We start from the raw sequence: 22,454 nt of genomic DNA, 5'->3' as shown, positions 1-22,454 counted from the left end.
TCTCCATACCTTAATTTTAATATAATACCTAAAAATTTACATGTCAACAACACCCTTAACCGGGTGTAATTTTTTTGTGTCTGCCGTAGGCTCTAATCAAGGCGGTTTTCAAGAATTATTGAAAGCTCGCCATAAACCTTCCCCCAATTTCTTAGAGGTAAATTCCACTTTTTTGTTGCTTCAAAAGTAGCTAAATATAAAGATTTAAGTAACGAAGTATCACTAGGGAATACGCTACGCTGGCTATTTAAACGACGATAAGTACTGTTAAGACTTTCTATAGCATTTATAGTATAGATAACTTTTCTAACGTCACAAGAAAACTTAAATATTGGACTTATGGCATCCCAGTGTGCATTCCAACTCTTCATTGCATTAGGATATTTTTCTTGCCATTTTTCAGTAACGTTAATCATATTATCATGTCCTTTTTCTTCTGATGGAGCATGGTATATAGTTTTTAAGTCTGCTGCAAATTCTTTTTTATCTTTATGAGATACATATTTTAGTGTATTACGAACTTGATGTACTATGCAGCGTTGATATTCTGTATTAGGAAACGCCACATTAATAGATTCTTTTATTCCAGTTAGCCCATCTGCACATAAAATTAAAATATCCTTTACGCCTCTATTTTTTAGCTCATTTAGAACACTTAACCAATATTTGCTACTTTCATTTTCGCCTATTTGAATACTAAGTACTTCTTTCATTCCATGTTCATTAATACCTAAAATAATGTAAGCAGCTAGTTTTTTAATGACATGATTATCCCTGACAGAAAAATGTACTGCATCAATAAACACAATTGGATAAAAGAACTAAATCGCTAAAAGCGATAGCTGGTGTAGTGATTAAATCAAATTTTATATGGAAAAAATAAGAAGTGAAGTTTCTTTCTCAAGGAAGCTTCACTTCTCACATTTTACGCACCATTAATAGGAGTGATAAAATGTATGAAAAAATAGACAAAATGATTAAAGATTTAGAAATCCGTGGACGAACACCAGATACTATTAAAAATATGGTATGGTCCATAAAAAACTTTTCTAAATTTTATAACCAGCCACCTGAATTACTAGGTGAACAAGATATTATCATCTACTTAGATTATTGCATCAATCAGAAGAAATTATGCAGGAGTACAGTAAATGCTATAAATAGTGCATTAAAATTTTATTTTCATTTTTATCTGCTTTATTCAGTGTAGTTTTTTCCCGTTTCTTTTTATCATTCAGTCCAATGGCTTCTTTCAAAACTTCCATCTTTATTGTGCTATATTCTTCATTAACCGGTAGTTTTGATACTATCTTTTCTGCTAACTTTTTTACTGTTATATTATCTAGTGCATCAAATATATTAATTGCTTCTAAATCAATCATTAAATTTTCAACAGTATTTTTTCGTCTTAATTCTACAGTCTTGCTTCTCTCTATAAATGATTCCTTGATTCTACCAGCCAGTTCAATATCTTGTTTATACCCTATAGCTATATCTTCTAAGTTAATAGAAATATCTTCATACTTCATAATTTCTGAAATATTGTTATTTCTAAGTGCTTTTATCATAGGCTGAATTATATGCAAATCTTCCTTTGCCGTTTCTCTAATTATTCTTGCATTAAGTTTTTCAAATTCTTCACTTAATGCCTTTTCTTGTGATAGTATAAATAAATTTACTGCTACAGACGTTATCCCCTAACATTCATCATAAAAAATGTCTTTTAGCTTTTGATCTAGTGGAGTATACTCCCTTAGGCATTGAAATTTCCATAATGAATCTAAGAAAAATTTCCATTCAACACTTTCTCTAGGCATTCTATCCCATATAATGGAACCTTCACTTGTGCTTCTCCTTCCCTCTCTAAAAGTATTACTAAAAAGTTTTTGTGCCTTTGAAGTGCCTATTAGTACTGTTGGTATTCCAACTGTATTACTTAGCGTAACAAAAAAATTAAGCATCTCTTCCATATCATTTTTAGCATTTAATAAATGTTGCATTTCATCTATAACAAGGACACCTATACCATACATACTTGCTAAAGATGTCATGTGAAGCATCATTGAAGATGTCATTCTATTAGAATAGCCAAATTTTTCAAGATACCGAATGTCAAGTAAATCATCTATTGCCTTAAAAAAACTCTTGCATAAAGTTGACAAACTTCCATCATAAGGACAATCTATTTTAAGCCACACTATCTGTGTCCTACTAAAATTTTGTCCATTATACTCTTCATGCTTAATTACTTGAGGATACATTAGCAAAAGTCTTTCTATAGCTGTAGTTTTTTCCATTCCAGAAATCCCAATTATAGCCATACTATCTGCCGTAGATCGTATATTGCTCATTCTTTCTTTAATTAAATTGTCACCATATTCTTTGCTATCATGTATGTCATTTAAGATACGTAGTTTTTCTAAATAGCTCTTATCCAAGGGGTTTCTCGCTAAATATCCTCTTCTAATGAGAGTTGATAATCTTCTTTCAACTACAAAATGAATAGGCAATGGTTGAACAAAATTTTTAGCTCTTTTTATAATATGATATCTAAAGTTTGTATCCATATACCTGTCTTTTTCATTAATTATAGGATTTACACTAAACTTATCTATAACATCATCCTGTGTAAAAATATTAGGTAAGGCTTCTATGAATGGATTATATGAATACTCTCTTATAATTTGCTTTTTATATTTTGCTATCTCTATATTCCCTTTAAGAACTAAGATATTTTCACTATTTCTCATACTTTTCATCTCTCTTTTTTCTTAACTTATCCATTAATTTAGACTTAGCATTTGACTCTTCATTAATATCTTTTTCTTCATTTGTAGGAAATATAATCACATTAGATTCGATGCTTGATGCATATTTTGATTCTCCTAAATCAAACGCTTCTGTAATTCTAATAACCTCCTTTTCGACTACCCTATTCCTTTTAATACCTTTAATCTTTTGATTTGCTGACAGACTATAATCTATCTCCTTTTCTTTTTCTTTTTTTGCTTGTTTAACTATTTTATCAATCTCTTCTTCTAAATTTATATTATTCTGATTTTGTTCTCTGATTTCTTTATCTTTTAATTCTGCTGCAAGCTCTTCATTAAAGATTATTTCTTCTAATATACAATTTTTATATTGCTTACTTTTAGCTAACAAATAACACTCTTCATAATCTAGCCCATTATCATGAGGTATATAAATTTTATCTATATTTCTAGGGTCATATACTACCTCTATACTTCTTATCTTAAGATTTATAAACCATTGCTCTCTTACAGCCTTGTCAGAACTATAATATAATCCTTTAAATCTAATTCCAGCTCTAGAAATACTCGCCTTTCCCTTAGGTAAAATATTAAGTCTTAATATTTCTCTTTCTACAGTTCTAAGCCTTCCTTTTTTATTTCTTATACCCCAATTCCATAAATTAATTGGGGTTGGAGTTATCTCATCAGCAATCATTTCTTTTTCTAGAGAATATTTATCTATAATTTTTCTATTATGATGCAGCACCATATTTATATAAATTTTAGTGAATTCCTCCAGTGTTAATGTAGCGTCCAATCTATAATCTCTATCTCCTCTTTTTCTATATTCTTTTAAAATAGCTCCTGGCGTTTTATGTTTTATTTTTTCATTTGTTGTTTTGAAACTTCCTTCAACTATTCCTTTTAAATCACCCCTATAAGGAGATGTATTTTCTATCTTTACATTTAAATTATTAATGATATTTTCTACTGAAAAGCCTTCAAATTCCCCTCTATCTGCGATAATAATTTCAGGGAGATGTTTGCATGGCCATTGATCTTCAGTAATTTCAATTCCATATCTTGTACAATACTCTACCTTATCTTCTATCATATTATCTAATGCCATCATAGCCCCAAGCCAAGATGGTCCCTCAAGACCAACATATATCCCTGTTACAATTCTTGAAAAAACATCAATAATAGCGTAAAGTATCGGTTTTCCAATCACTCTATTTCGATTTAATGAACTTACTAGATACAAATCAGCAATAGTTGCATCCACTTGAAATCTTGTTCCTGGTCCATCAGTTTCTTGTTTTGAGTCACTTAGTAGTTCTCTATGTTTTAAGTTAAACTCCTTCTCACTTTCTCTAAACACAATATCTCTTTGTATGTTTTCTTTCTTTTTAAACCAATAATAGAATTGATTATATGTAGGAATTCTAGACTTATCCCAAGTTACATATTTTATTTCTTTTTTTTCCTTAACAGTATCTGAATAAAATTCTCTAAGCATTAAAGTATATGTTTCTTTCAGACTTATCTTATATTTATTTCTATAATACTTATTAACCACAAATTCGATTTGCTTTTTAACATCCTCTGTTATATTTATTCCATCTAATGATTCCCCATAAAAATCTATTTTCTTAGGTCTTCCAGCTTTTATTTCTGATAATTTTCTTTCTTTTCCTTTTCCACCAGAATTCATATAGTCTGGTAATAATGAGTTTTTATTCATTCCTCTTTGCCAAAAGCGATTAAATAGTTTTTTAATTTTAGGAACACTCAACTCCTCTTCTTTCGCTATTATCTCAAAAATTTTCATCCTAGATTTCTTCTCTAATATTTCTAGTTTATTTTCTTCCCAATATTTAAGTATTATTTTCCAATCATCATCTCGCTTTTTCCTTTGTAATTCTGATAATTCTTTTTCATTAATTACTCGTGCAAACGGATCCTTAATCTTTAAAAGCTTATTACCTTCAATATCTTGTAACATGGACTGTAAAAATTCCTTTTTAGGCATAGAGGTGGATTGCTCTATCTCAACAATATATACAAAATCATTATTAATACCTATAATTCTCACTTTTTCTTCATTGCCAGTATCTATATATTTATAAACTGAATTTATATCTAACATATTTTTTCTACCTTCTTAATCTGTTCATTGTTTATTGATATAATCGGAATGATATTATTTACATTAATCTCCTTTAATATATCAATTGTTATAACCTTATTTATTAGCAAAAACTTAAAAATACTTAATCCAGAACCAATAGGGAGATCCATATCACTATCAAATTCACTAGAAATTCTTCTCACACTTCTGTTATTATCTACAATCCTTCGCATGAACTCATATATCAAATCTTGTATATCATAAGGCTCCATTACATTAAATCCATCTACACTTTTAATGTCTCTATATCCCTGAATAAAACTTATATTATGGGCCATTACTTTATCTATCTCTTCTTCAGTTACTATAGCCCAATCAACATCTTTTCTTTTCCAAAATTCACGTTCAATTTCGAATTTCTCAATTACTCTTTTGTATAATAAATCATCCTTTGATTTTATTGTTCTCGCTACTTCCTTAATGCCTTTAGTTGTTGATATAGTTATAAAAAAATCAGTAGTCATAACAACCTCTTCCCCTGTTTCTGGGTTAGCGGAATGCTTTACACCTAGCTCCTGTGCAATAGCAATAGTATCTTATATTGGCAATAAGGGATATTGCTCCCTTATATCTACTACCTTGTCTGAAAACTCTAATATATAAAAATAATTTCTTTCCATATCTGATAACAATTCATGCTGACGATTAGTTTTTATTCCCTTAACTCTAGTAACTCTGCCCTTTGAAGGAACATCTTGAATTTTAATCCATGGTTTATAATCCTTACCTACACCTGATCCATAACCTTCCTTTATCATCTTCTCAATATTATGTATCCTTTTTCTTTTTGCCATAATTTCACTCCTATAAAAACAAAAGACTAGACATTTCTATTTTTAAATGTCTAGTCTTATATGCTTCATTCTAATTTATTAATACTAAACATTAAATTTAGTATTAACAAATTATTTAATTTTGATACAACTTTATTATAAATAATATAACTTTATTATAATCGATACGACTTTATTGTAAATAATACAACTTTATTATAAACCTACATTCATATTAAACTTCTACTATCTATTCTACAGTAACTGATTTTGCAAGGTTTCTTGGCTTGTCTACATCGCAACCTTTTTCCATTGACATATAATAAGAGAATAGTTGCATTGGAATTATAGCTATAACTGGAGCTAATAAATCCATTACTTTTGGAATGTAGATTGCTGATTCTACAGACTTTTCTATATCTGTGTGACCTTCTTGAGCCACTGCAAATACTCTAGCTCCTCTTGCAATAACTTCTTTCATATTACTTACAGTCTTATCAAATAAGTCTTCTTGAGTTGCCATAGTTACCACTACTGTTCCCTCTTCAATTAAGGCTATTGGACCATGCTTTAATTCTCCTGAAGCATATGCTTCTGAATGAATATAAGATATCTCTTTTAATTTTAAAGATCCTTCCATTGCTACAGCGTGGTCAAGGCCTCTTCCTAAGAAGAACATGTCTTTTTCATCACAAGTTTTTGCTGCTAGAGCTTTAACTACATCATCACACTTAAGTGCTGCTTCTGCTTTTTCTGGAAGAGTTAACATCTCTGTTTTAATAGCTTCTATCTTATCTTGAGATACCGTACCCTTTTGCTCTGCAAAGAATAGAGCAATTGTGTACATAGCTATTAATTGAGTTACATAAGCTTTTGTTGATGCAACTGCTATTTCTGGACCTGCCCAAGTGTATAGTATATCATCTGCTTCCCTTGAAGCTGAGCTTCCAACTACATTAGTAACAGCTATTACTCTAGCACCTTTTTTCTTAGCAAGTCTTAAAGCTGACATAGTGTCTGCTGTTTCTCCTGATTGGCTAACAACTATCATAAGAGTATTTTCATCTATTATTGGATCTCTATATTTAAATTCAGATGCTATATCTACTTCTACTTGTATTCTAGCAAGTTTTTCAATAATATATTTTCCAACTAATCCAGCGTGGTATGCAGTTCCACAAGCTACTATATATACCTTGTTTAACTTTTCTATTTGTTCTTTTGTTATAGTTATATCATCAATTTTTATTGGTTGACCAGAAATAATTCTTGAAGCCATAGTATCTCTTATAGCCTTTGGTTGCTCATGGATTTCCTTCATCATGAAGTGATCATATCCACCTTTTTCAGCAGCATCAGCATCCCAAGTTACATTAAATACTTCTTTCTTAACTTCTTTTTCATTTTGATCATATATTTTTATTCCATCCTTAGTCATAACAACAAATTCTTTATCTTCTAAAAGATAAATTTTTCTTGTTTGATTTAATACAGCTGGTATGTCTGAAGCAATAAAGTTTTCTTCTTCTCCAAGACCAACTATTAATGGACTTTCATTTCTTACAGCTACTAGTTTATCTGGTTCATTAACCGCTATAACTCCTATAGCATAGCTTCCTTCTAATTTTTTAGTAACTTCCATTACAGCTTTTAGTAAATCTCCATTGTAGTAGAAATCTACAAGGTTTGGAATTACCTCAGTATCTGTTTCTGACTTAAATTCATAGCCTTTTTCCATAAGCCATTCTCTAAGTTCCATATAGTTCTCTATAATACCATTATGAACTACAGATATAGTTCCATCACCATTAGTGTGAGGGTGTGAATTTAAATCTGATGGCTTACCATGAGTAGCCCATCTAGTGTGTCCTATACCTATGTGTCCTTTAATTGGATTTTCTTCTAACTTTTCTTCTAAATTTGCAAGTCTACCTTTGCATTTTGTAAGATCAATTCCCTTATCATTTAGTATAGATACTCCAGCTGAGTCATATCCTCTATACTCAAGTTTACTTAATCCTTCAATAAGCAGTGGTGCTGCTTCTCTCTTTCCAAAATAACCTACTATTCCGCACATAAAAAATCTTCCTCCTAAATGTCTTCTATTTCAAATTAGATTTAACTCTATATGAATAAGAAAAACCCTTGATTCAACACAATCTCTGAAAATAACTATCAATTAAATTAAAAATAATTATTTTTAGCAATAGAAATACCCTACAATGCTTCATGAAGTTAAAACTATTATCTTTAACCATCCACATGTTCAGATTATACCTATCAACTTATCCACATTTAGTTAAGGTTTTACACCAGATTGCTTTGTAACAGAAATCACTTTCTATCTTTATCAATCGTTAACGGTAGTGCGATACCGTGGGGCACCCGCCGAAGATTCGATACTCCCCATCCTCGTCGACTTAAGTGACACTCCAAATCTATGATTTGGCTAGTAGAACTTACCCCACAGAACGTATGTGAAGCGGAGTTTCCACTAATAGCCATATATAAGATTGAGTTTCCTTTTTCCCCCTCTAAATCTTTGATTTAGTTAGGTGAACTTACTCATTGAAATGCAATGAAAAGGAGCTTCCTTTTCACTTAAGTCCTGGCGCTTAGTTAAGTGGTTAGACTATTTCCTCCTTTCTAACACTTGGTTTTCAAAGTGTATTATAAAAGAGTAAGGATGTACACATTTTATATACTCTCTTAAACTCATACTCCACATATACGATATAAAGAGCAATAAAGTTTGTGAACTTAATATTAAAATTAATTATTTAAATCAAATTTTTAATATTTATCTATCCAAAATCTAAAACCGATTAACCTCATTATATTATATTCATTTAATGCATTTTGGTCAATGGTATTTATTAATAGTGTCTAATAAATGAAATTCATCTATATATATACATATTTCAATTATAATATTATTTAACTTTATATTATTTTATTTCAAATTAATTCCACAATTATAAATGTTTATTTAATTCTAATCTTAATTATACAAATATTTATATATAAAAATAGTTAAACTTTTTTATACAAAACTATTTACCTATATAAATATTTAACTAGTTGTTGTCGCCATGCGGGTTTCAAGGTTTTCCTACTTAAAATATAAATAATTTTCATAAAAATGTATAGTATGCTTGACATTAAAAGTAAAGTGTACTATACTTAAATTGTAAAGTTTGCTGTACATTTAAAGAACCTAAAGATTTATTATTAAATATTACTAATAGAACAGGATGTGATAAGTTGAAAAACAGAATCCAAGAACTTCGCAAAGAAAAACGAGTTACTCAAAGTGAACTTGCTGATGCTGTAGATGTTACTAGACAAACAATTATTTCTCTTGAAAACGGTAAATATAAAGCTTCATTGGTATTAGCCCATAAAATTGCTCAGTATTTTGAAATGAACATTGAAGACATTTTTATTTTTGATTTAGAGGAGGAAAATTTATGTTATTAAAAGCTATTATATCTAACGCTACAACGGATAAAGATTATAAAAAAGTACTAAAGAAAAGATTTTCTTTACTTTATATTGTGGTTATTCTTGGAGTTGCCACTATAGCTATTAGTTTTATATTTTCTAATGGAAAATATGACTATCTACCTGACTTTTTAAATGGATTTTATACTGGAATCGGTGCTGCATTAATTACAATAGGTTTAATATTTATAATTAAGATAAAAAACATTTTAAAAGATGAAAAGAAACTAAAAGAAAAAAGGTTAGAAGAACAAGATGAGAGAAATCAAATGATTACTCAGAAAGCTATATACTCTTCAGCTATTATACTAAACATTCTTGTTTATATAGGCTTAATGATATCTGGAATATTCAACCTTGCTATATTCTGGACTCTATGGATTGTACTTGTTGTATTTATGGTTACATTTGTCATTCTACAAGTGTACTATAGTAAAAAACTTTAGGTGAATTTTATAATAAAAACCCGTGAAATTTCACGGGTCTTATTTTATCTATTCGCTTTTTCTTCTATTTTTTTAGCTAGTTCATGAGCCATTTTATCTATTTCTTCTTGATTTTCACCTTCTAGCATTACTCTCACTAGTGGCTCTGTACCCGAAGGTCTGATTAATACTCTACCGCAACCTGCCATTTTATCTTCCATTGCTTTTATATCTGCTATGATTTCTTCATCTTTCTCATGGATATCCTTCATGTTATTTGGTACCTTCGCATTTACTAATACTTGTGGTAATTCCTTCATTGTTGCTGCAAGTTCACTTAAAGTTTTTCCAGTACTCTTCACTGTTTCTGCAAGTTGAAGTCCTGAAACTAAACCATCTCCTGTAGTATTGAAATCTAAGAATATAACGTGACCTGATTGCTCTCCCCCAATAGAATATCCTTCTTTAGCCATCTCTTCTAGCACATATCTATCTCCAACCTTAGTACTAATAGTTTTAATCCCAGCTTCTTTTAAAGCTATATGAAGTCCAAGGTTACTCATAACAGTTACAACAACTATATCCTGATTTAATTTACCTATAGACTTAAGATGTTTAGCTGCTATTACCATCATGAAATCTCCATTCACAAGGTTTCCTTTTTCATCTACTGCTAGGCATCTATCTGCATCCCCATCAAAGGCTAATCCTAAATTGCATCTATTTTCCACAACAAATTTCATTAGCTCCTCAGGGTGAGTTGAACCACAATCCTTATTTATATTAATTCCATCTGGATCGCTATTAATTATAAAAACTTCTGCTCCTAATTCTTTTAATGCTTTTACTGAAGTTTTATAAGCTGCTCCATTTGCACAGTCAACGGCAATTTTCATACCACTTAAATCACCATCAATAGTAGATTTAGCAAACTCTACATAGTCACTTATGGCATCTTCTCCTATGTATTTTCTACCTAACATTCCTCCTGTAGGAATATCAATTCCTTCAAAATCACTTTCTATTAACTTTTGAATTTTATCTTCTAATTCATCACTTAACTTAAATCCATCTTTATTAAAGAACTTAATACCATTATATTCAACGGGATTATGTGATGCAGATATTACAACACCTGCTTCTGCCTTATACTTTCTTGTTAAATACGCAACAGCTGGAGTTGGTACTACCCCTAGACAAAGAGCCTCTGCTCCTACTGATAAAATCCCTGCAACTAAAGCTGATTCTAGCATATCTCCAGATATTCTTGTGTCCATTCCTACAATTATTCTAGGTTTGCTAGTGCACTGAGTTAAAACTAATGCTCCCGCTTTTCCAAGTTTATATGCAAGGTCTACAGTTAATTCCTTATTAGCAATTCCTCTTACTCCATCAGTTCCAAACATTCTACTCATATATCATTCTTCTCCTCTTTATATGATTTCTTATCTACAAATAATCTCATTTTATCTACTAAGTTTACATTATCATGTGAAGTTTTCACTATAACATACAGATTTATTATAATATAAATTATATATCATAACAATAATAGTTTACCATTAATCCTTAAATATAACAAAAGCAACACAAAATCTGTGTTGCTTTTATTGTCTACTATTCTTTTTATACCATATTAACTTCCTAAGGCAATACCATTTGTTTTCTCTATAAGTTCCTCTACGGTACCATCACTGCTTTCATATTCCATCAACGCTTTACTTCCTCTTACTGAAACCAATGCTATAGCAAATATAAAAGTTACACCTAGAAGAGATAAAATAGCTGCTCTTATAGGCATAAATTCACCTAAAATTCCACCAACCAAAGTTCCTATAGGCTGTAATCCTCCACTTATGGTATTCATTAATGCTCCAATTTTACCTCTCTTATCTGATGGTACTACAAGCATAATTGCAGAATTAAATATAGTATTAAATATTACATTGAATAAAAAGGATATAAATGCTATAGGTATCATAACATAAAAATTTTCTACTATAACCACAAAAGGTAGCATTCCAAGACATATCAATGCACCAAATTTATAAATCTTAAACTTTTGATTCTTTTTAATGCTAATTATTGATAAGAGTGCACTTCCTACTAACATTCCCATAGGTATAGATGCCATAAATAAACCGTATTTTTCTGGTCCCAAAAATGGCATAGATTTAAAATATGGAAGTATTAATATAAATGCTGCATTAACAAAAAGATTTAGTAGTGATGCAAGTAAAAATAAATTTCTTAAAGTTTTAAAGTTCCAAAGAAATCTAAATCCCTCTTTAAAATCTTCTACAAAAGTTATTTTTTCAGCTTTCTTCTCTCTTTTAGGCTCGGTTATAAATATTTCTGTAAAAGCTGAAATTAAATAAGATATACCATTAGCCAAAAACATGTATGGAGCACCAATGGCTACATATATAACTCCGCCTATAGCACTTCCTATCATATCCATACCAGAAGTTGCAAGACTAGTAACAGAATTAGCTTTTACAAATTTAGATTCGTGAACTAATTCTGGTTTTATTGAATTTACAGCTGGTCCAAAAAAAGCAGAACATAACCCACTAATTATTCCAACTATAAATACCATCCATACCTGTATAAATCCAAATATACCAGCAATGCCTACAAAGGTTATAACTATACCTCTTATAAAATCCGTTAAAACTATAATATTTCTTCTATTCCACTTATCTACAAAGACTCCTGCGAAAGGTCCTAAAACTATTCTTGGTAGCATTGTAAGAGCACTTAAAAGTCCCATAAGTCCAGTGGAGCCAGTAATGTCTAGTATCCAAAAGTCCAATGCTATCATATATAATATATCCCCAAGCATAGATACCAGCTGTCCTTGCCAAAGCAAGAAAAAGTTCTTATTCCATAATCTTATATTTTCCCCTTGATCTTTTAACTTTTCCTCCATGATTTTCCCCCTTCTTGTTTTAATTCATATGTTATTAATTATATTTAACAGATAACTTTACATTATATTAACAGCTGTAACTTATATTGTTTTTAACTATATCCTTATAGACTCTTTAACTATTCCATCATCTTCTATGATAAGCTCTCCTGAATATTCAACTCTATTAATAATTGATCCTTTTCCTATGGTAACATTTTTACCTCTTACTATAGCTACCTTGGAATTTTTAAGTAGTATGTCATCCCCTTCTATACATTGACAATGAAGACTTCCTTTATTTCTAAATCTATTAGCAAATAGTGAATTTATTATTCCATTTCCTGATATATTTTCTGTTACTGCTACAAATCTTCCACCTATTTCTTTAATATGATGATTTCCTGACATGGTAATGTATATCTCATCACCATTTATTAGTCCATCACTATTTGTATCCCCACTTAAAGTTATTTTTTCTCCCTCTATACCTTCTTTTACAGTTATATCTCCCGATATAACTATATCTCCACCAGTAATTTTCCCTTCACTTTCTATATCACCTGAAGCTTCAATTTTATCAGCTTTTAGATTTCCTCCAATAACAGCATCTCCACTTAAATGAAATAATCCAGTACAATCCAGGTTGCTTTTTACGTCTAAATCCCCACTTATTCTGAGGGTTCCACAAGTTAATCTTCCATCTACATTAACATCTCCACTAATCTTTAATTCTCCCCTTACAGATAAATTCTCATGGATATCTACATCTCCACTAACTCTTAGAGTTCCACACTGTAGACTATTTTTTATATCCACATCTCCACTTACTTTAAATAGGTCTTCACAGTATACATTTCCCTTTAATTCTGCATCCCCACTTACACTGATAGTTCTACAATTAATATCCCCATTTATAGTTCCATCTCCACTTATTTTTATATCTCTATAATTTCCACCTTGTGATACCCAGTCATCATTTATTTTTAAATCAGCACAATTATCATAATTCATTTTTACACCCCATTTTTTATATTTTTAAATGTTAACTATACTGTTAATCTCATCTTAATATTTTCTATAGTATTTTTAATATTTACTTCACCTATGATTTTGCTGCCATCATCCACAATTATTTTTTCTCTGTATGCTACTACACAAATTCCAATACCTAATCTTCTTATGATATAAAGTGTTCCATCTTTTTCTTCTATATTTCTATATTCTTTATCAATGAGTTTTAACATGATTTCTATCTCACTAATAGTTAGCTTTCCTAAATCAAATTCACTTTGAAGTATATGCATCAGTAAAATATCCTTAAAATTATATTCATTCTTTTCTCTGAATATATCCTTATATATAGGAAGAGTTTCTTCTCTTATAATTTCTTTTTCTATAACATACTCTTCACTTACATCATCTACCTTTGGTTTGTTAGTAAACATTGCGGCTAAATCATCTAAAGGCATATCATCCTTTAACTCTATAATTTTATTTATTCTATTTATTATCTTCTCCCTAGGGAAGAATGTTTCTTGACCCGTATAACTCGACTTCTTTATAAACCACTCTTCTGGAATAAGCTCTTTTCTCTTCCATCTATATAGTTGTCCGTAAGATATTCCCGTCATATCTAATATTTCTTTTTTAGAAATTAACTCTTCCTCCACTTTATTTCCTCCTCTTTTATAGTCTAGTTTTTAGCTCCATCTAAACTTTTTATATCTTTATCAATTAAATAATTATAAAATCTATAGCTTCATTTCCTCTTCAATAATAGAATCTGAATTTAGTTTTTCTAGATTCTCACTATATTCTATTCTTTTAATTTTACACCCCTCTCCTATAGTAATCTTTCCCCCACGAACTACATCTGCTATGGTATTTTCTAAATAAATTTCATCTGCTTCAATAGTTCTTATAGTTAAATATCCATAATTTTTACTAAAGAGTTTACAAATAAATCTTCCAATAACATTCATAGTAGAGTATTCTTTTAAAACTTTTACCTTAGTGGCTCCAATTTCTTCAACTTCACAACCACCATTTAACTCTATATTTACTTCATCTCCGTTTACCATTCCTAGACTTTTAAGGGCACCTTTTATAGTTATAAACTCACCTTCAATACCATGACCTACTCTAATAGCGCCTAAAAGCTTAACATTAGTTGCATTTATTCTACCTTCAATTCTTCCTGCTCCTGCCACAGTGAGCTCTTCTCCTTTAAAGTTACCACCTATTTTACCACTTCCACTGATATTAAATTTATTTGCATGGATAGAACCTAGTACAGAGCCACTTCCGCTGATACTACCAGTAACACAGTTTAAGTCTCCAGTTACTTTACCACTTCCACTAATACTAAAGCTATTACTTATAACAGCACCTTCAACCTTTCCACTACCACTTATACTAAATTTCTCACAGTTTACATCTCCAACAATTTTTCCACTACCACTGATAGATGTAACTCTATATCTTCCACCTGTAGCACTACCTGAACCTGATATCTTTAAATCTCCAAACTGTTCATTATTTACCATAATTCATACCTCCATTTCAATTTTCACATAACAATGTTACACTACCTAATTACACACAGTCCCTTTTCACCATAAATTACTGCATACTTAACTTTCTTTTACCATATTATTATGGTAACATAACATTGTTACGCTTGTAAATAGTTTTTTTCAATTTTTATACAATTGTTATAAACAGAATTCTTAGTATCAGTATTTTCGATACTAAGAATTCGTTGTCCTTTAGGGGAAATCGTTATCCAAGCTCTTCACTCCCACCTTGAAGAAGATGGGAGTATTAGAGCTGGTAGTCATCAGGTAAAAAAGTAAAAAGTATAAAACTTAAACAATAAGTTTTATACTTTTTACTTTTACCCTTATTCTCTTACTTAGTCCTATACATTAAAAAGTGGCTTTCACAAAATATATTACTAATCTTAAAAATGTTGAGCTTGCCTTTTATATTATTGTTAGCGAATGCCATTTGCATAAGTAAGAATCTAAATCTTTGATTTAGTTATTCGAACTTAGTTCTTCTAACTTGTTAGAAGAACCTCCAAAACATTGACTACTTAGCATTTATGAATGGCAAAATCGTAAGCAATACAACCTGTTTGAGTGTATACGAGTTGTTGTATTGTAGATTTTTCATTGAATAAATGCTTTGGTAAATCAATATTCCGAAACGGCTGAGCGTTAATAATATATGGGCATGCTCAACATTTCTTTTAGATTAGCTAATTTTGCGAAAGCCACTTTTAGCTAATAAGCTTATTTTACTACGTATGATGCTCCAATTTCTAAAGCTTTTCTATTGATTTCAAAGAATTTTTCTTTTCCGTGATCTCTTAGAGATTGAAGTAAAGTTTCCATAGAAACTATTTGTGTTTTTGCAACTAATGCTCCTAAAAGCACCATGTTTGCAATTTGTTTGCTTCCAAGATTATCAGCTTCTGTTTGAGCTGGTATTTTTATAACTTCAATATCATCTCTTTCAACTGGTCTTTCAACTAAGTCGCTATCTAATATTAGTAATCCACCTGGTAAAATTTCTTTTTCAAACTTATCAAGGGAAGGTCTATTCATAACAACTAGTGATGTAGGGTTAGTTACTATTGGAGAACCAACAGCTTCGTCTGAAACAATAACAGAACAGTTTGCAGTACCTCCACGCATTTCTGGTCCATAAGAAGGTAACCATGAAACATTCATATTAACATCCATTCCAGCATAAGCTAAGAATTTACCCATTGATAATATTCCTTGTCCACCAAATCCAGCAAATATTATTTCTTGTGATGCCATACTATTTCCCCTCCTCAGTTGTTGTATCTTTTTTAACACCTAGAGTGTAGAATGGCATCATATTATCTCTTAACCATCCAAGTGACTCTTCAGTTGATAGTCCCCAGTTAGTTGGGCATATTGATAGAACCTCAACCATTGAAAAACCTTTTCCAGCAATGGCATTTTGGAAGGCTTTCTTAATAGCAGCTTTAGCTTTATTTACATGTGGTACGTTATCTACTGATACTCTTTCTACATAGCAAGCTCCATCTAATGTAGATATCATTTCAGATACTCTTATTGGATGACCTTGAAGTTTAACATCTCTTCCATATGGAGAAGTTTCTGTAACTTGTCCTGGTAATGTTGTTGGAGCCATTTGTCCTCCTGTCATACCATAAATACAGTTATTTACGAAGATTGTAACTATGTTTTCTCCTCTTGTAGCTGCATGTACAATTTCTGCTGTTCCTATAGCCGCTAAGTCTCCATCTCCTTGATATGTGAATACAACTTTATCAGGATTAGATCTTTTTATTCCTGTAGCTACTGCTGGTGCTCTTCCGTGTGCAGCTTCAAACATATCACATGCAAAGTAGTCATATGCCATAACTGAACATCCAACTGGAGCTACACCAATTGTTTTATCTATAACATTTAATTCTTCAAGTACTTCCCCTACTAGTCTGTGGATTATTCCATGAGTACATCCTGGGCAGTAATGGGTAGGCACGTCTAATAATGCTTTTGTTGGTTGAAATACTATTGCCATTATTTAGCACCTCCTATGAATTTTTTAACATTTTCAAGGATTTCATTAGGGCTTGGAACCATTCCACCTGTTCTTCCAAAGAAGAATACTGGTTTTCTTCCTTCAACAGAAAGTCTAACATCTTCTACCATTTGACCACAGCTAAGCTCTATTGATGCGTAACCATGTTTAGTTTTATTCACAGTTTTTTCAAAAGCTTCTACTGGGAAAGGCCATAATGTTATTGGTCTTATTAAACCTAATTTTATTCCTTCTTTTTCAGCTAATTTTACAACAGTTTTGCATATTCTTGAAGTTGTTCCATATGCAACCATTATTAAATCTACTTCATCTTCACAATTATATAATTCATATTTAGTTTCATTTTCTTTTATAGCTTTATATTTAGCTTGTAACTTTAAGTTGTGAGCTTCAAGACCTTCTGGTTTTAAGTAAAGTGAGTTTATTACATTATGGTTAGTTCTTCCGTTTAGCCCATTAGCAGCCCAAGTTTTTTCTGGAAGTTCTTTTGCACTTCTTTCTTTAAACTCTACTGGCTCCATCATTTGTCCAAGCATTCCATCTCCCATAACCATAACTGGAGTTCTGTACATATCAGCTACATCGAAAGCATCTTGAACTAAATCTACCATTTCTTGAATTGAACATGGTGCATATACTGGCATGTTGAAATCTCCATGTGCTCCACCTTTAGTTGCTTGGAAGTAATCTGATTGAGCTGGTTGAATTCCACCAAGGCCTGGACCACCTCTAACTATGTCAATGATAACACAAGGAAGTTCTGCACCTGCTATATAAGATATTCCTTCTGCTTTTAAGCTTATTCCAGGTGAACTTGAAGATGTCATACATCTTACTCCTGTTCCTGCTGCTCCATATACCATATTTATTGCAGCAACTTCACTTTCAGCTTGTAGGAAAACTCTACCTATTTTAGGCATTTTTCTTGAAAGATATGCTGATATTTCTGTTTGTGGTGTTATAGGGTATCCGAAGAAACATTGACAACCAGCTTGGATAGCTGCTTCACCTATGGCTTCATTACCCTTCATTAAAACTTTTTCTGACATGAATCTTTCCCCCCTATTATTTCTCCACTGTAATTACAAGATCTGGACACATTTTTCCACATGATGCACAACCAATGCACTTAGGCATATTTTCTTCTGTAACTGTGGCTGGATGATATCCTTTTACGTTTAGTTCCTCAGAATAAGTTATGATTTGTTTTGGACATGCATTTATACATTGTCCACATCCCTTACATCTTTCTTCCCTAAAAGTTACCTTTGCCATAATACTTACCTCCTTATATAGAAAGTTTAGAATATTTTATCTACTATATATTGTTTATGACCTACATTTAAGTTGTAATACGTTTACATTTTATTGTCTTATATCCCCAAGGATAATGGACTAAATACGTTTACATATATATAATTTATCACTTTTTAGTACAAGATGTCAACTTAGCACTTAATAATTAGTGCTAAATTGAATCTTTTCTCCATGGTGGCAACATATATATACGAATTGGGAATAGTTTTCCTGAAACCTTCCCTTCCACTGCCTCTACAAGTTCTTTTGAACATACAGTGTAGGCATGAGGAATATCTAATTCTTTAGAAAGCTCGGCTATTTCCATATCCCCTTTAATTATATGTTCCTTTGTAGTTTCATATGATAAGTTTGTATTAGATATAAGATGAGTCACTTTTAATCTTGAAGCTCTCTCTATATCTCCAAGAAACTCTACAGTATCCTTGTCATTAGATGTAAATGGTCTATTACCATTTATTACAAAGTACATATCATAAGGTTCTTCTTTAAAATATCTGTTATATTGACCAAGAGCTATTGCTCCTGCATCATCTCCTCCAATATCAAAAATTACCTCATAACTTTTATCATTAAATACACTTCTAACTTCTGCTGGTACTACCATAAGTTCAGCATTAACATAATCCGGATTTGAAGATATAACTCTTATATTATATTTTTCCTTCAGTTCCTGTGTAAGATCTCTAACACAAAAATATGGATTTACTATATCTAAATCTACAAGGGCTACTTTTTTCCCCTCTTTAGCTAATTTGATTGCATAATTTATTGCTATTTCTGTCTTTCCACTTCCAAAGTGACCTGTAAAAACCCTTATTCTACTCATAGTTTCACCCTATTTATATTCCTTAGCAGCTTCTTGACCTGTTAATACTCTAAGTCCACCTTCTGCTAAAGCAAGTAATTCGTCTTCACCTGGATAAACAACTACTTGTGATATAAATTCTACTCTTTCTTTAATATAATCTACTATATATTTTGCATATGCAATTCCACCAGTTAGTATTATTGCATCAACTTTCCCTTGTAATACCGCAGCACATCTTCCTATTTCTTTAGCTACTTGATATGCCATAGCATCAAATATTAATTTAGCTTCTTTATCTCCTGCTAATGCTCTATCTCCTACAACCTTAGCATCATTAGTTTGTAGATAACCTACTATTCCACCCTTACCATTTATCTTTTTCTTTATTTCATCCATAGTATATTTTCCACTAAAGCAAAGCTTAACTAAATCTCCAACTGGAAGTCCGCCACTTCTTTCAGGTGAGAATGGACCTTCTCCATCTAGTGCGTTGTTTACATCTACAACTCTTCCTTGTTTATGAGCTCCTACTGATATTCCTCCACCCATGTGAGCTACTATAAGATTTAATTCCTCATAAGAAGTATTTTTTTCCTTAGCATATCTCTTTGCTACAGCCTTTTGATTTAAGGCATGAAATATACTTTTTCTATCAATTTCTGGCATACCAGATATTCTAGCCACATCTTCTAATTCATCAACTACAACTGGATCCACTATAAAAGATGGTACATTTATCTCTGTAGCTATTTCATGAGCTATTATTCCACCTAGATTAGAGGCATGTTGTCCTAAAACTCCTTGTTTTAAGTCTTTAATCATAGCATCATTTACGCTATAAGTTCCACCTTCGATAGGTTTTAAAAGTCCGCCTCTACCTACTACTCCTGATAGTTCCTTTATATCAAAGCCTTTTTCTTTTAATACTTCAAGTATTACTTCTTTTCTAAACCCTAATTGATCATATATTTCTTTATACTTACCTATTTCTTCTGCTGAATGTCTTAAAGTTTCAACTAGTATAGGATTTTCCTCATCATATACACCTATCTTTGTTGATGTTGAACCTGGATTTATTATCAATTGTTTGTATCCCATTTTTTTCCTCCTTATTATCTTCCTGCTACTAATGATGCAAGGGCTATAGAATTCATTTTTGTTTCTGGTGAATCTGCCCTTGATGTAACTATAACTGGTGCAGCTGCTCCCATTAATAATCCACCATTTTTAGATTCTGTAGTATATGTTAAGCATTTATAAACTGCATTTCCAGCTTCTATATTAGCCATTAATAATATATCTGCCTCTCCTGCCACTGGACCTGATATTTTCTTATGAGCTGCAGCTTCTTTTGAAAGTGCATTGTCAAGAGCTAGTGGTCCATCAATTATACATCCCTTTATTTGACCCCTCTCATTCATTTTGGAAAGGTTTGCAGCATCTAGTGTAGCTGGCATACTAGGGTTTACAACTTCAACTGCACAAATTGGTGCTACCTTTGGAATTTCATTTTCAAGGGCATGAGCTACTTGAACTGCATTTTTTATTATATCTATCTTTTCTTTAAGCTCTGGATACATATTAAAGGCTGCATCTGTTACGAATAATAATCTATCATAGCCAGGAACTTCAAATACTGCAATGTGTGACATCTGTTTTCCTGTTCTAAGACCTACTTCTTTATTAAGTACTGCTCGTAAAAATGTAGCTGTATCAACTAAACCTTTCATCATCATATCTGCTCTACCTGAAGATACAAGTTTAACAGTTTCTATAGCTGCTTTGTTTACATCTTTCTCATCTATAATTTCATACTCATCTACATTCATTCCAATTGTTTCTGCAATTTTTATTATTTCTTCTTTGTCTCCAACTAAGATAGCATCTGCAATACCATTCTTTTTAGCATCTCTTATAGCTTCAAGTACTGGTTCGTCTTGTGCTACTGCTACAGCTACTTTCTTCATTGATTGAGATTTAACCTTAGAAATTACCTCATCAAATGTTTTAATCATTTTGATTCCCCCCAAATGTTAATCAAATTTTACTTCATCGTCATATATCTTTGGTGTTTCTTCACCATTTAATACTCTTAGTGCTCCTTTTGCAAGAGCTAACATTTCATTTTCACCTGGCACAATTTCTACAGGCGCAATAAATTTCACATCTTCAGTAATCCAGTTAGTAACTCTTTTATTATACGCTATTCCACCAGTTAAAATTATAGCATCAATCTTACCAAATAATGCAGTAGCCATTCCACCTATTTCTTTACTAAGTTGATATGCCATAGCTCTCAATATTAATTCTGCATTTTTATCGCCTTCATCAATACGTCTATCAACTTCTCTTCCATCATTAGTTCCAAGATAAGCTACTAATCCACCTTCTCTTGTGATTTTATTTTTTAGTTCTTGTAGTGTATATTTATTGCTAAATGCTAGCTCAACTAAATCTCCAACTGGAAGTCCTCCTGTTCTTTCAGGTGAGAAAGGTCCATCTTCATTTGCATTATTACAATCAATTATCCTGCCACCTCTTACTGGTGATACAGTTATTCCTCCACCTATATGTGCTACTACAAAATTACTTTTTTCAAAATCTAAGTTTTTATCAGCACATACCTTTCTTACTACAGCTTTAATATTTAAAGCATGCACAAGAGAACGCCTAGATATATCCTCCATACCAGATATTCTTGTTACTTCATCCACTTCATCAACAGCAACAGGATCTACTATATAAGATGGTATTCCGGCCTTTTCTGCAATTTCAAAGGCAATAACTCCACCTAAATTAGAAGCATGTTGTCCTTGAAACCCTACAATAAGGTCGTCTAGCATCTTATAAGTTATCTTGTAAGTTCCCCCTGGCATAGGCCTTAAAAGTCCACCTCTACCAACTACAGCAGCAAATTTTTCAAGAGAATAATCGTTTTCATTAAGCCAATTGTATATGACTTCTGTTCTCATATCCTTTTGCTGACATATATGAGAATACTTCTTAACTTCCTCTGCACTGTGAGATAAACTAGCTGAGGCTACACATTCCTTCCCCAAAAATACAGCTATTTTCGTAGATGTTGATCCTGGATTAATCACTAATACTTGCTTATCTTCCCTCATCACTATACCTCCAATGAAATATTTATATTAGCTTTA

At 31.4% G+C, this 22,454-nt stretch carries 22 protein-coding genes and 1 pseudogene; 3 read left to right on the top strand and 20 right to left on the bottom strand.

Annotated elements, in window-relative coordinates:
- Positions 1-92: 92 nt before the first annotated feature.
- Positions 93-815 (bottom strand): annotated as a pseudogene (locus ABDZ93_RS09375) (IS256 family transposase); the annotation flags it as partial.
- Positions 816-952: 137 nt separating this feature from the next.
- On the opposite strand from ABDZ93_RS09375, the gene ABDZ93_RS09370 reads away from it, so the two are divergent.
- Positions 953-1,210: a phage integrase N-terminal SAM-like domain-containing protein gene (locus ABDZ93_RS09370; RefSeq protein ID WP_343825762.1), complete on the top strand. Its 258-nt coding sequence runs from the start codon at positions 953-955 to the stop codon at positions 1,208-1,210.
- Here ABDZ93_RS09370 and ABDZ93_RS09365 read toward each other — a convergent pair.
- The 6 genes from ABDZ93_RS09365 to glmS form a co-directional block, all read right to left on the bottom strand.
- Positions 1,155-1,568 carry a hypothetical protein gene (locus ABDZ93_RS09365; protein WP_343825761.1) on the bottom strand — a complete coding sequence of 138 codons (414 nt, stop codon included), beginning with the start codon at positions 1,566-1,568 and terminating at the stop codon, positions 1,155-1,157. The two genes, ABDZ93_RS09370 and ABDZ93_RS09365, sit on opposite strands and share 56 nt — an antisense overlap.
- 129 nt (positions 1,569-1,697) lie before the next feature.
- Positions 1,698-2,750: an ATP-binding protein gene (locus ABDZ93_RS09360; protein WP_343825759.1), complete on the bottom strand. Its 1,053-nt coding sequence runs from the start codon at positions 2,748-2,750 to the stop codon at positions 1,698-1,700.
- Positions 2,740-4,902 carry a Mu transposase C-terminal domain-containing protein gene (locus ABDZ93_RS09355; protein WP_343825757.1) on the bottom strand — a complete coding sequence of 721 codons (2,163 nt, stop codon included), beginning with the start codon at positions 4,900-4,902 and terminating at the stop codon, positions 2,740-2,742. The genes ABDZ93_RS09360 and ABDZ93_RS09355 overlap by 11 nt, the downstream gene beginning before the upstream one ends.
- Positions 4,896-5,468: a TnsA endonuclease N-terminal domain-containing protein gene (locus ABDZ93_RS09350; protein ID WP_343826979.1), complete on the bottom strand. Its 573-nt coding sequence runs from the start codon at positions 5,466-5,468 to the stop codon at positions 4,896-4,898. Before ABDZ93_RS09350 ends, ABDZ93_RS09355 begins: the two co-directional genes overlap by 7 nt.
- 12 nt (positions 5,469-5,480) lie before the next feature.
- Positions 5,481-5,738 carry a PDDEXK family nuclease gene (locus ABDZ93_RS09345; RefSeq protein WP_343825756.1) on the bottom strand — a complete coding sequence of 86 codons (258 nt, stop codon included), beginning with the start codon at positions 5,736-5,738 and terminating at the stop codon, positions 5,481-5,483.
- A gap of 229 nt (positions 5,739-5,967) precedes the next feature.
- Positions 5,968-7,794 carry a glutamine--fructose-6-phosphate transaminase (isomerizing) gene (glmS, locus tag ABDZ93_RS09340; protein WP_343825754.1) on the bottom strand — a complete coding sequence of 609 codons (1,827 nt, stop codon included), beginning with the start codon at positions 7,792-7,794 and terminating at the stop codon, positions 5,968-5,970.
- Positions 7,795-8,981: 1,187 nt separating this feature from the next.
- On the opposite strand from glmS, the gene ABDZ93_RS09335 reads away from it, so the two are divergent.
- Together ABDZ93_RS09335 and ABDZ93_RS09330 are read left to right on the top strand one after the other, a co-directional pair.
- Positions 8,982-9,197 (top strand): helix-turn-helix transcriptional regulator, encoded by a 216-nt coding sequence (locus tag ABDZ93_RS09335; RefSeq protein ID WP_343825752.1) that lies wholly within the window; start codon positions 8,982-8,984, stop codon positions 9,195-9,197.
- Positions 9,188-9,667, top strand: coding sequence for a hypothetical protein (locus tag ABDZ93_RS09330; RefSeq protein WP_343825750.1), 480 nt, complete (start codon positions 9,188-9,190; stop codon positions 9,665-9,667). The genes ABDZ93_RS09335 and ABDZ93_RS09330 overlap by 10 nt, the downstream gene beginning before the upstream one ends.
- A 44-nt stretch (positions 9,668-9,711) precedes the next feature.
- On the opposite strand, the gene glmM is transcribed toward ABDZ93_RS09330, so the two are convergent.
- The 13 genes from glmM to buk (ABDZ93_RS09265) all read right to left on the bottom strand — a co-directional run bounded on the left by glmM (position 9,712) and on the right by buk (ABDZ93_RS09265) (position 22,418).
- Positions 9,712-11,061: a phosphoglucosamine mutase gene (gene glmM, locus ABDZ93_RS09325; protein ID WP_343825748.1), complete on the bottom strand. Its 1,350-nt coding sequence runs from the start codon at positions 11,059-11,061 to the stop codon at positions 9,712-9,714.
- 221 nt (positions 11,062-11,282) lie between these two features.
- Positions 11,283-12,578 (bottom strand): MFS transporter, encoded by a 1,296-nt coding sequence (locus ABDZ93_RS09320; RefSeq protein ID WP_343825746.1) that lies wholly within the window; start codon positions 12,576-12,578, stop codon positions 11,283-11,285.
- A 96-nt stretch (positions 12,579-12,674) separates the two neighbouring features.
- On the bottom strand, positions 12,675-13,571 hold the full coding sequence (locus tag ABDZ93_RS09315; protein WP_343825745.1) for a polymer-forming cytoskeletal protein: 897 nt from the start codon (positions 13,569-13,571) through the stop codon (positions 12,675-12,677).
- Positions 13,572-13,606: 35 nt separating this feature from the next.
- On the bottom strand, positions 13,607-14,230 hold the full coding sequence (locus tag ABDZ93_RS09310; RefSeq protein ID WP_343825743.1) for a DUF4004 family protein: 624 nt from the start codon (positions 14,228-14,230) through the stop codon (positions 13,607-13,609).
- An 81-nt stretch (positions 14,231-14,311) separates the two neighbouring features.
- Entirely contained in the window at positions 14,312-15,106 is a 795-nt protein-coding gene (locus ABDZ93_RS09305; RefSeq protein ID WP_343825742.1) for a polymer-forming cytoskeletal protein, read from the bottom strand.
- A 750-nt stretch (positions 15,107-15,856) separates the two neighbouring features.
- Positions 15,857-16,390, bottom strand: a complete 534-nt coding sequence (locus tag ABDZ93_RS09300) for a 2-oxoacid:ferredoxin oxidoreductase subunit gamma family protein (RefSeq protein WP_343825741.1) — start codon at positions 16,388-16,390, stop codon at positions 15,857-15,859.
- 1 nt (position 16,391) lies between these two features.
- The gene (locus ABDZ93_RS09295) at positions 16,392-17,144 is read right to left on the bottom strand and encodes a thiamine pyrophosphate-dependent enzyme (protein ID WP_343825740.1); all 753 of its coding nucleotides are present in this window, start codon (positions 17,142-17,144) and stop codon (positions 16,392-16,394) included.
- Positions 17,144-18,214, bottom strand: coding sequence for a 3-methyl-2-oxobutanoate dehydrogenase subunit VorB (locus ABDZ93_RS09290; protein WP_343825739.1), 1,071 nt, complete (start codon positions 18,212-18,214; stop codon positions 17,144-17,146). The genes ABDZ93_RS09295 and ABDZ93_RS09290 overlap by 1 nt, the downstream gene beginning before the upstream one ends.
- Before the next feature lie 16 nt (positions 18,215-18,230).
- Complete coding sequence (locus ABDZ93_RS09285; protein WP_343825738.1) at positions 18,231-18,440, bottom strand: 4Fe-4S binding protein; 210 nt, start codon at positions 18,438-18,440, stop codon at positions 18,231-18,233.
- Between the two features lie 193 nt (positions 18,441-18,633).
- Positions 18,634-19,311, bottom strand: coding sequence for a nucleotide-binding protein (locus ABDZ93_RS09280; RefSeq protein ID WP_343825736.1), 678 nt, complete (start codon positions 19,309-19,311; stop codon positions 18,634-18,636).
- Between the two features lie 9 nt (positions 19,312-19,320).
- Positions 19,321-20,391 carry a butyrate kinase gene (buk, locus tag ABDZ93_RS09275; RefSeq protein WP_343825734.1) on the bottom strand — a complete coding sequence of 357 codons (1,071 nt, stop codon included), beginning with the start codon at positions 20,389-20,391 and terminating at the stop codon, positions 19,321-19,323.
- Positions 20,392-20,405: 14 nt separating this feature from the next.
- Positions 20,406-21,308: a phosphate butyryltransferase gene (ptb, locus tag ABDZ93_RS09270; RefSeq protein ID WP_343825732.1), complete on the bottom strand. Its 903-nt coding sequence runs from the start codon at positions 21,306-21,308 to the stop codon at positions 20,406-20,408.
- A gap of 18 nt (positions 21,309-21,326) precedes the next feature.
- On the bottom strand, positions 21,327-22,418 hold the full coding sequence (gene buk / locus ABDZ93_RS09265; protein WP_343825730.1) for a butyrate kinase: 1,092 nt from the start codon (positions 22,416-22,418) through the stop codon (positions 21,327-21,329).
- Positions 22,419-22,454 lie beyond the last annotated feature (36 nt).

This window comes from Clostridium subterminale (assembly GCF_039521425.1).
Classification (GTDB): Bacteria; Bacillota; Clostridia; order Clostridiales; family Clostridiaceae; genus Clostridium_J; species Clostridium_J subterminale.
This window is presented reverse-complemented; position numbering and strand designations above follow the sequence as displayed.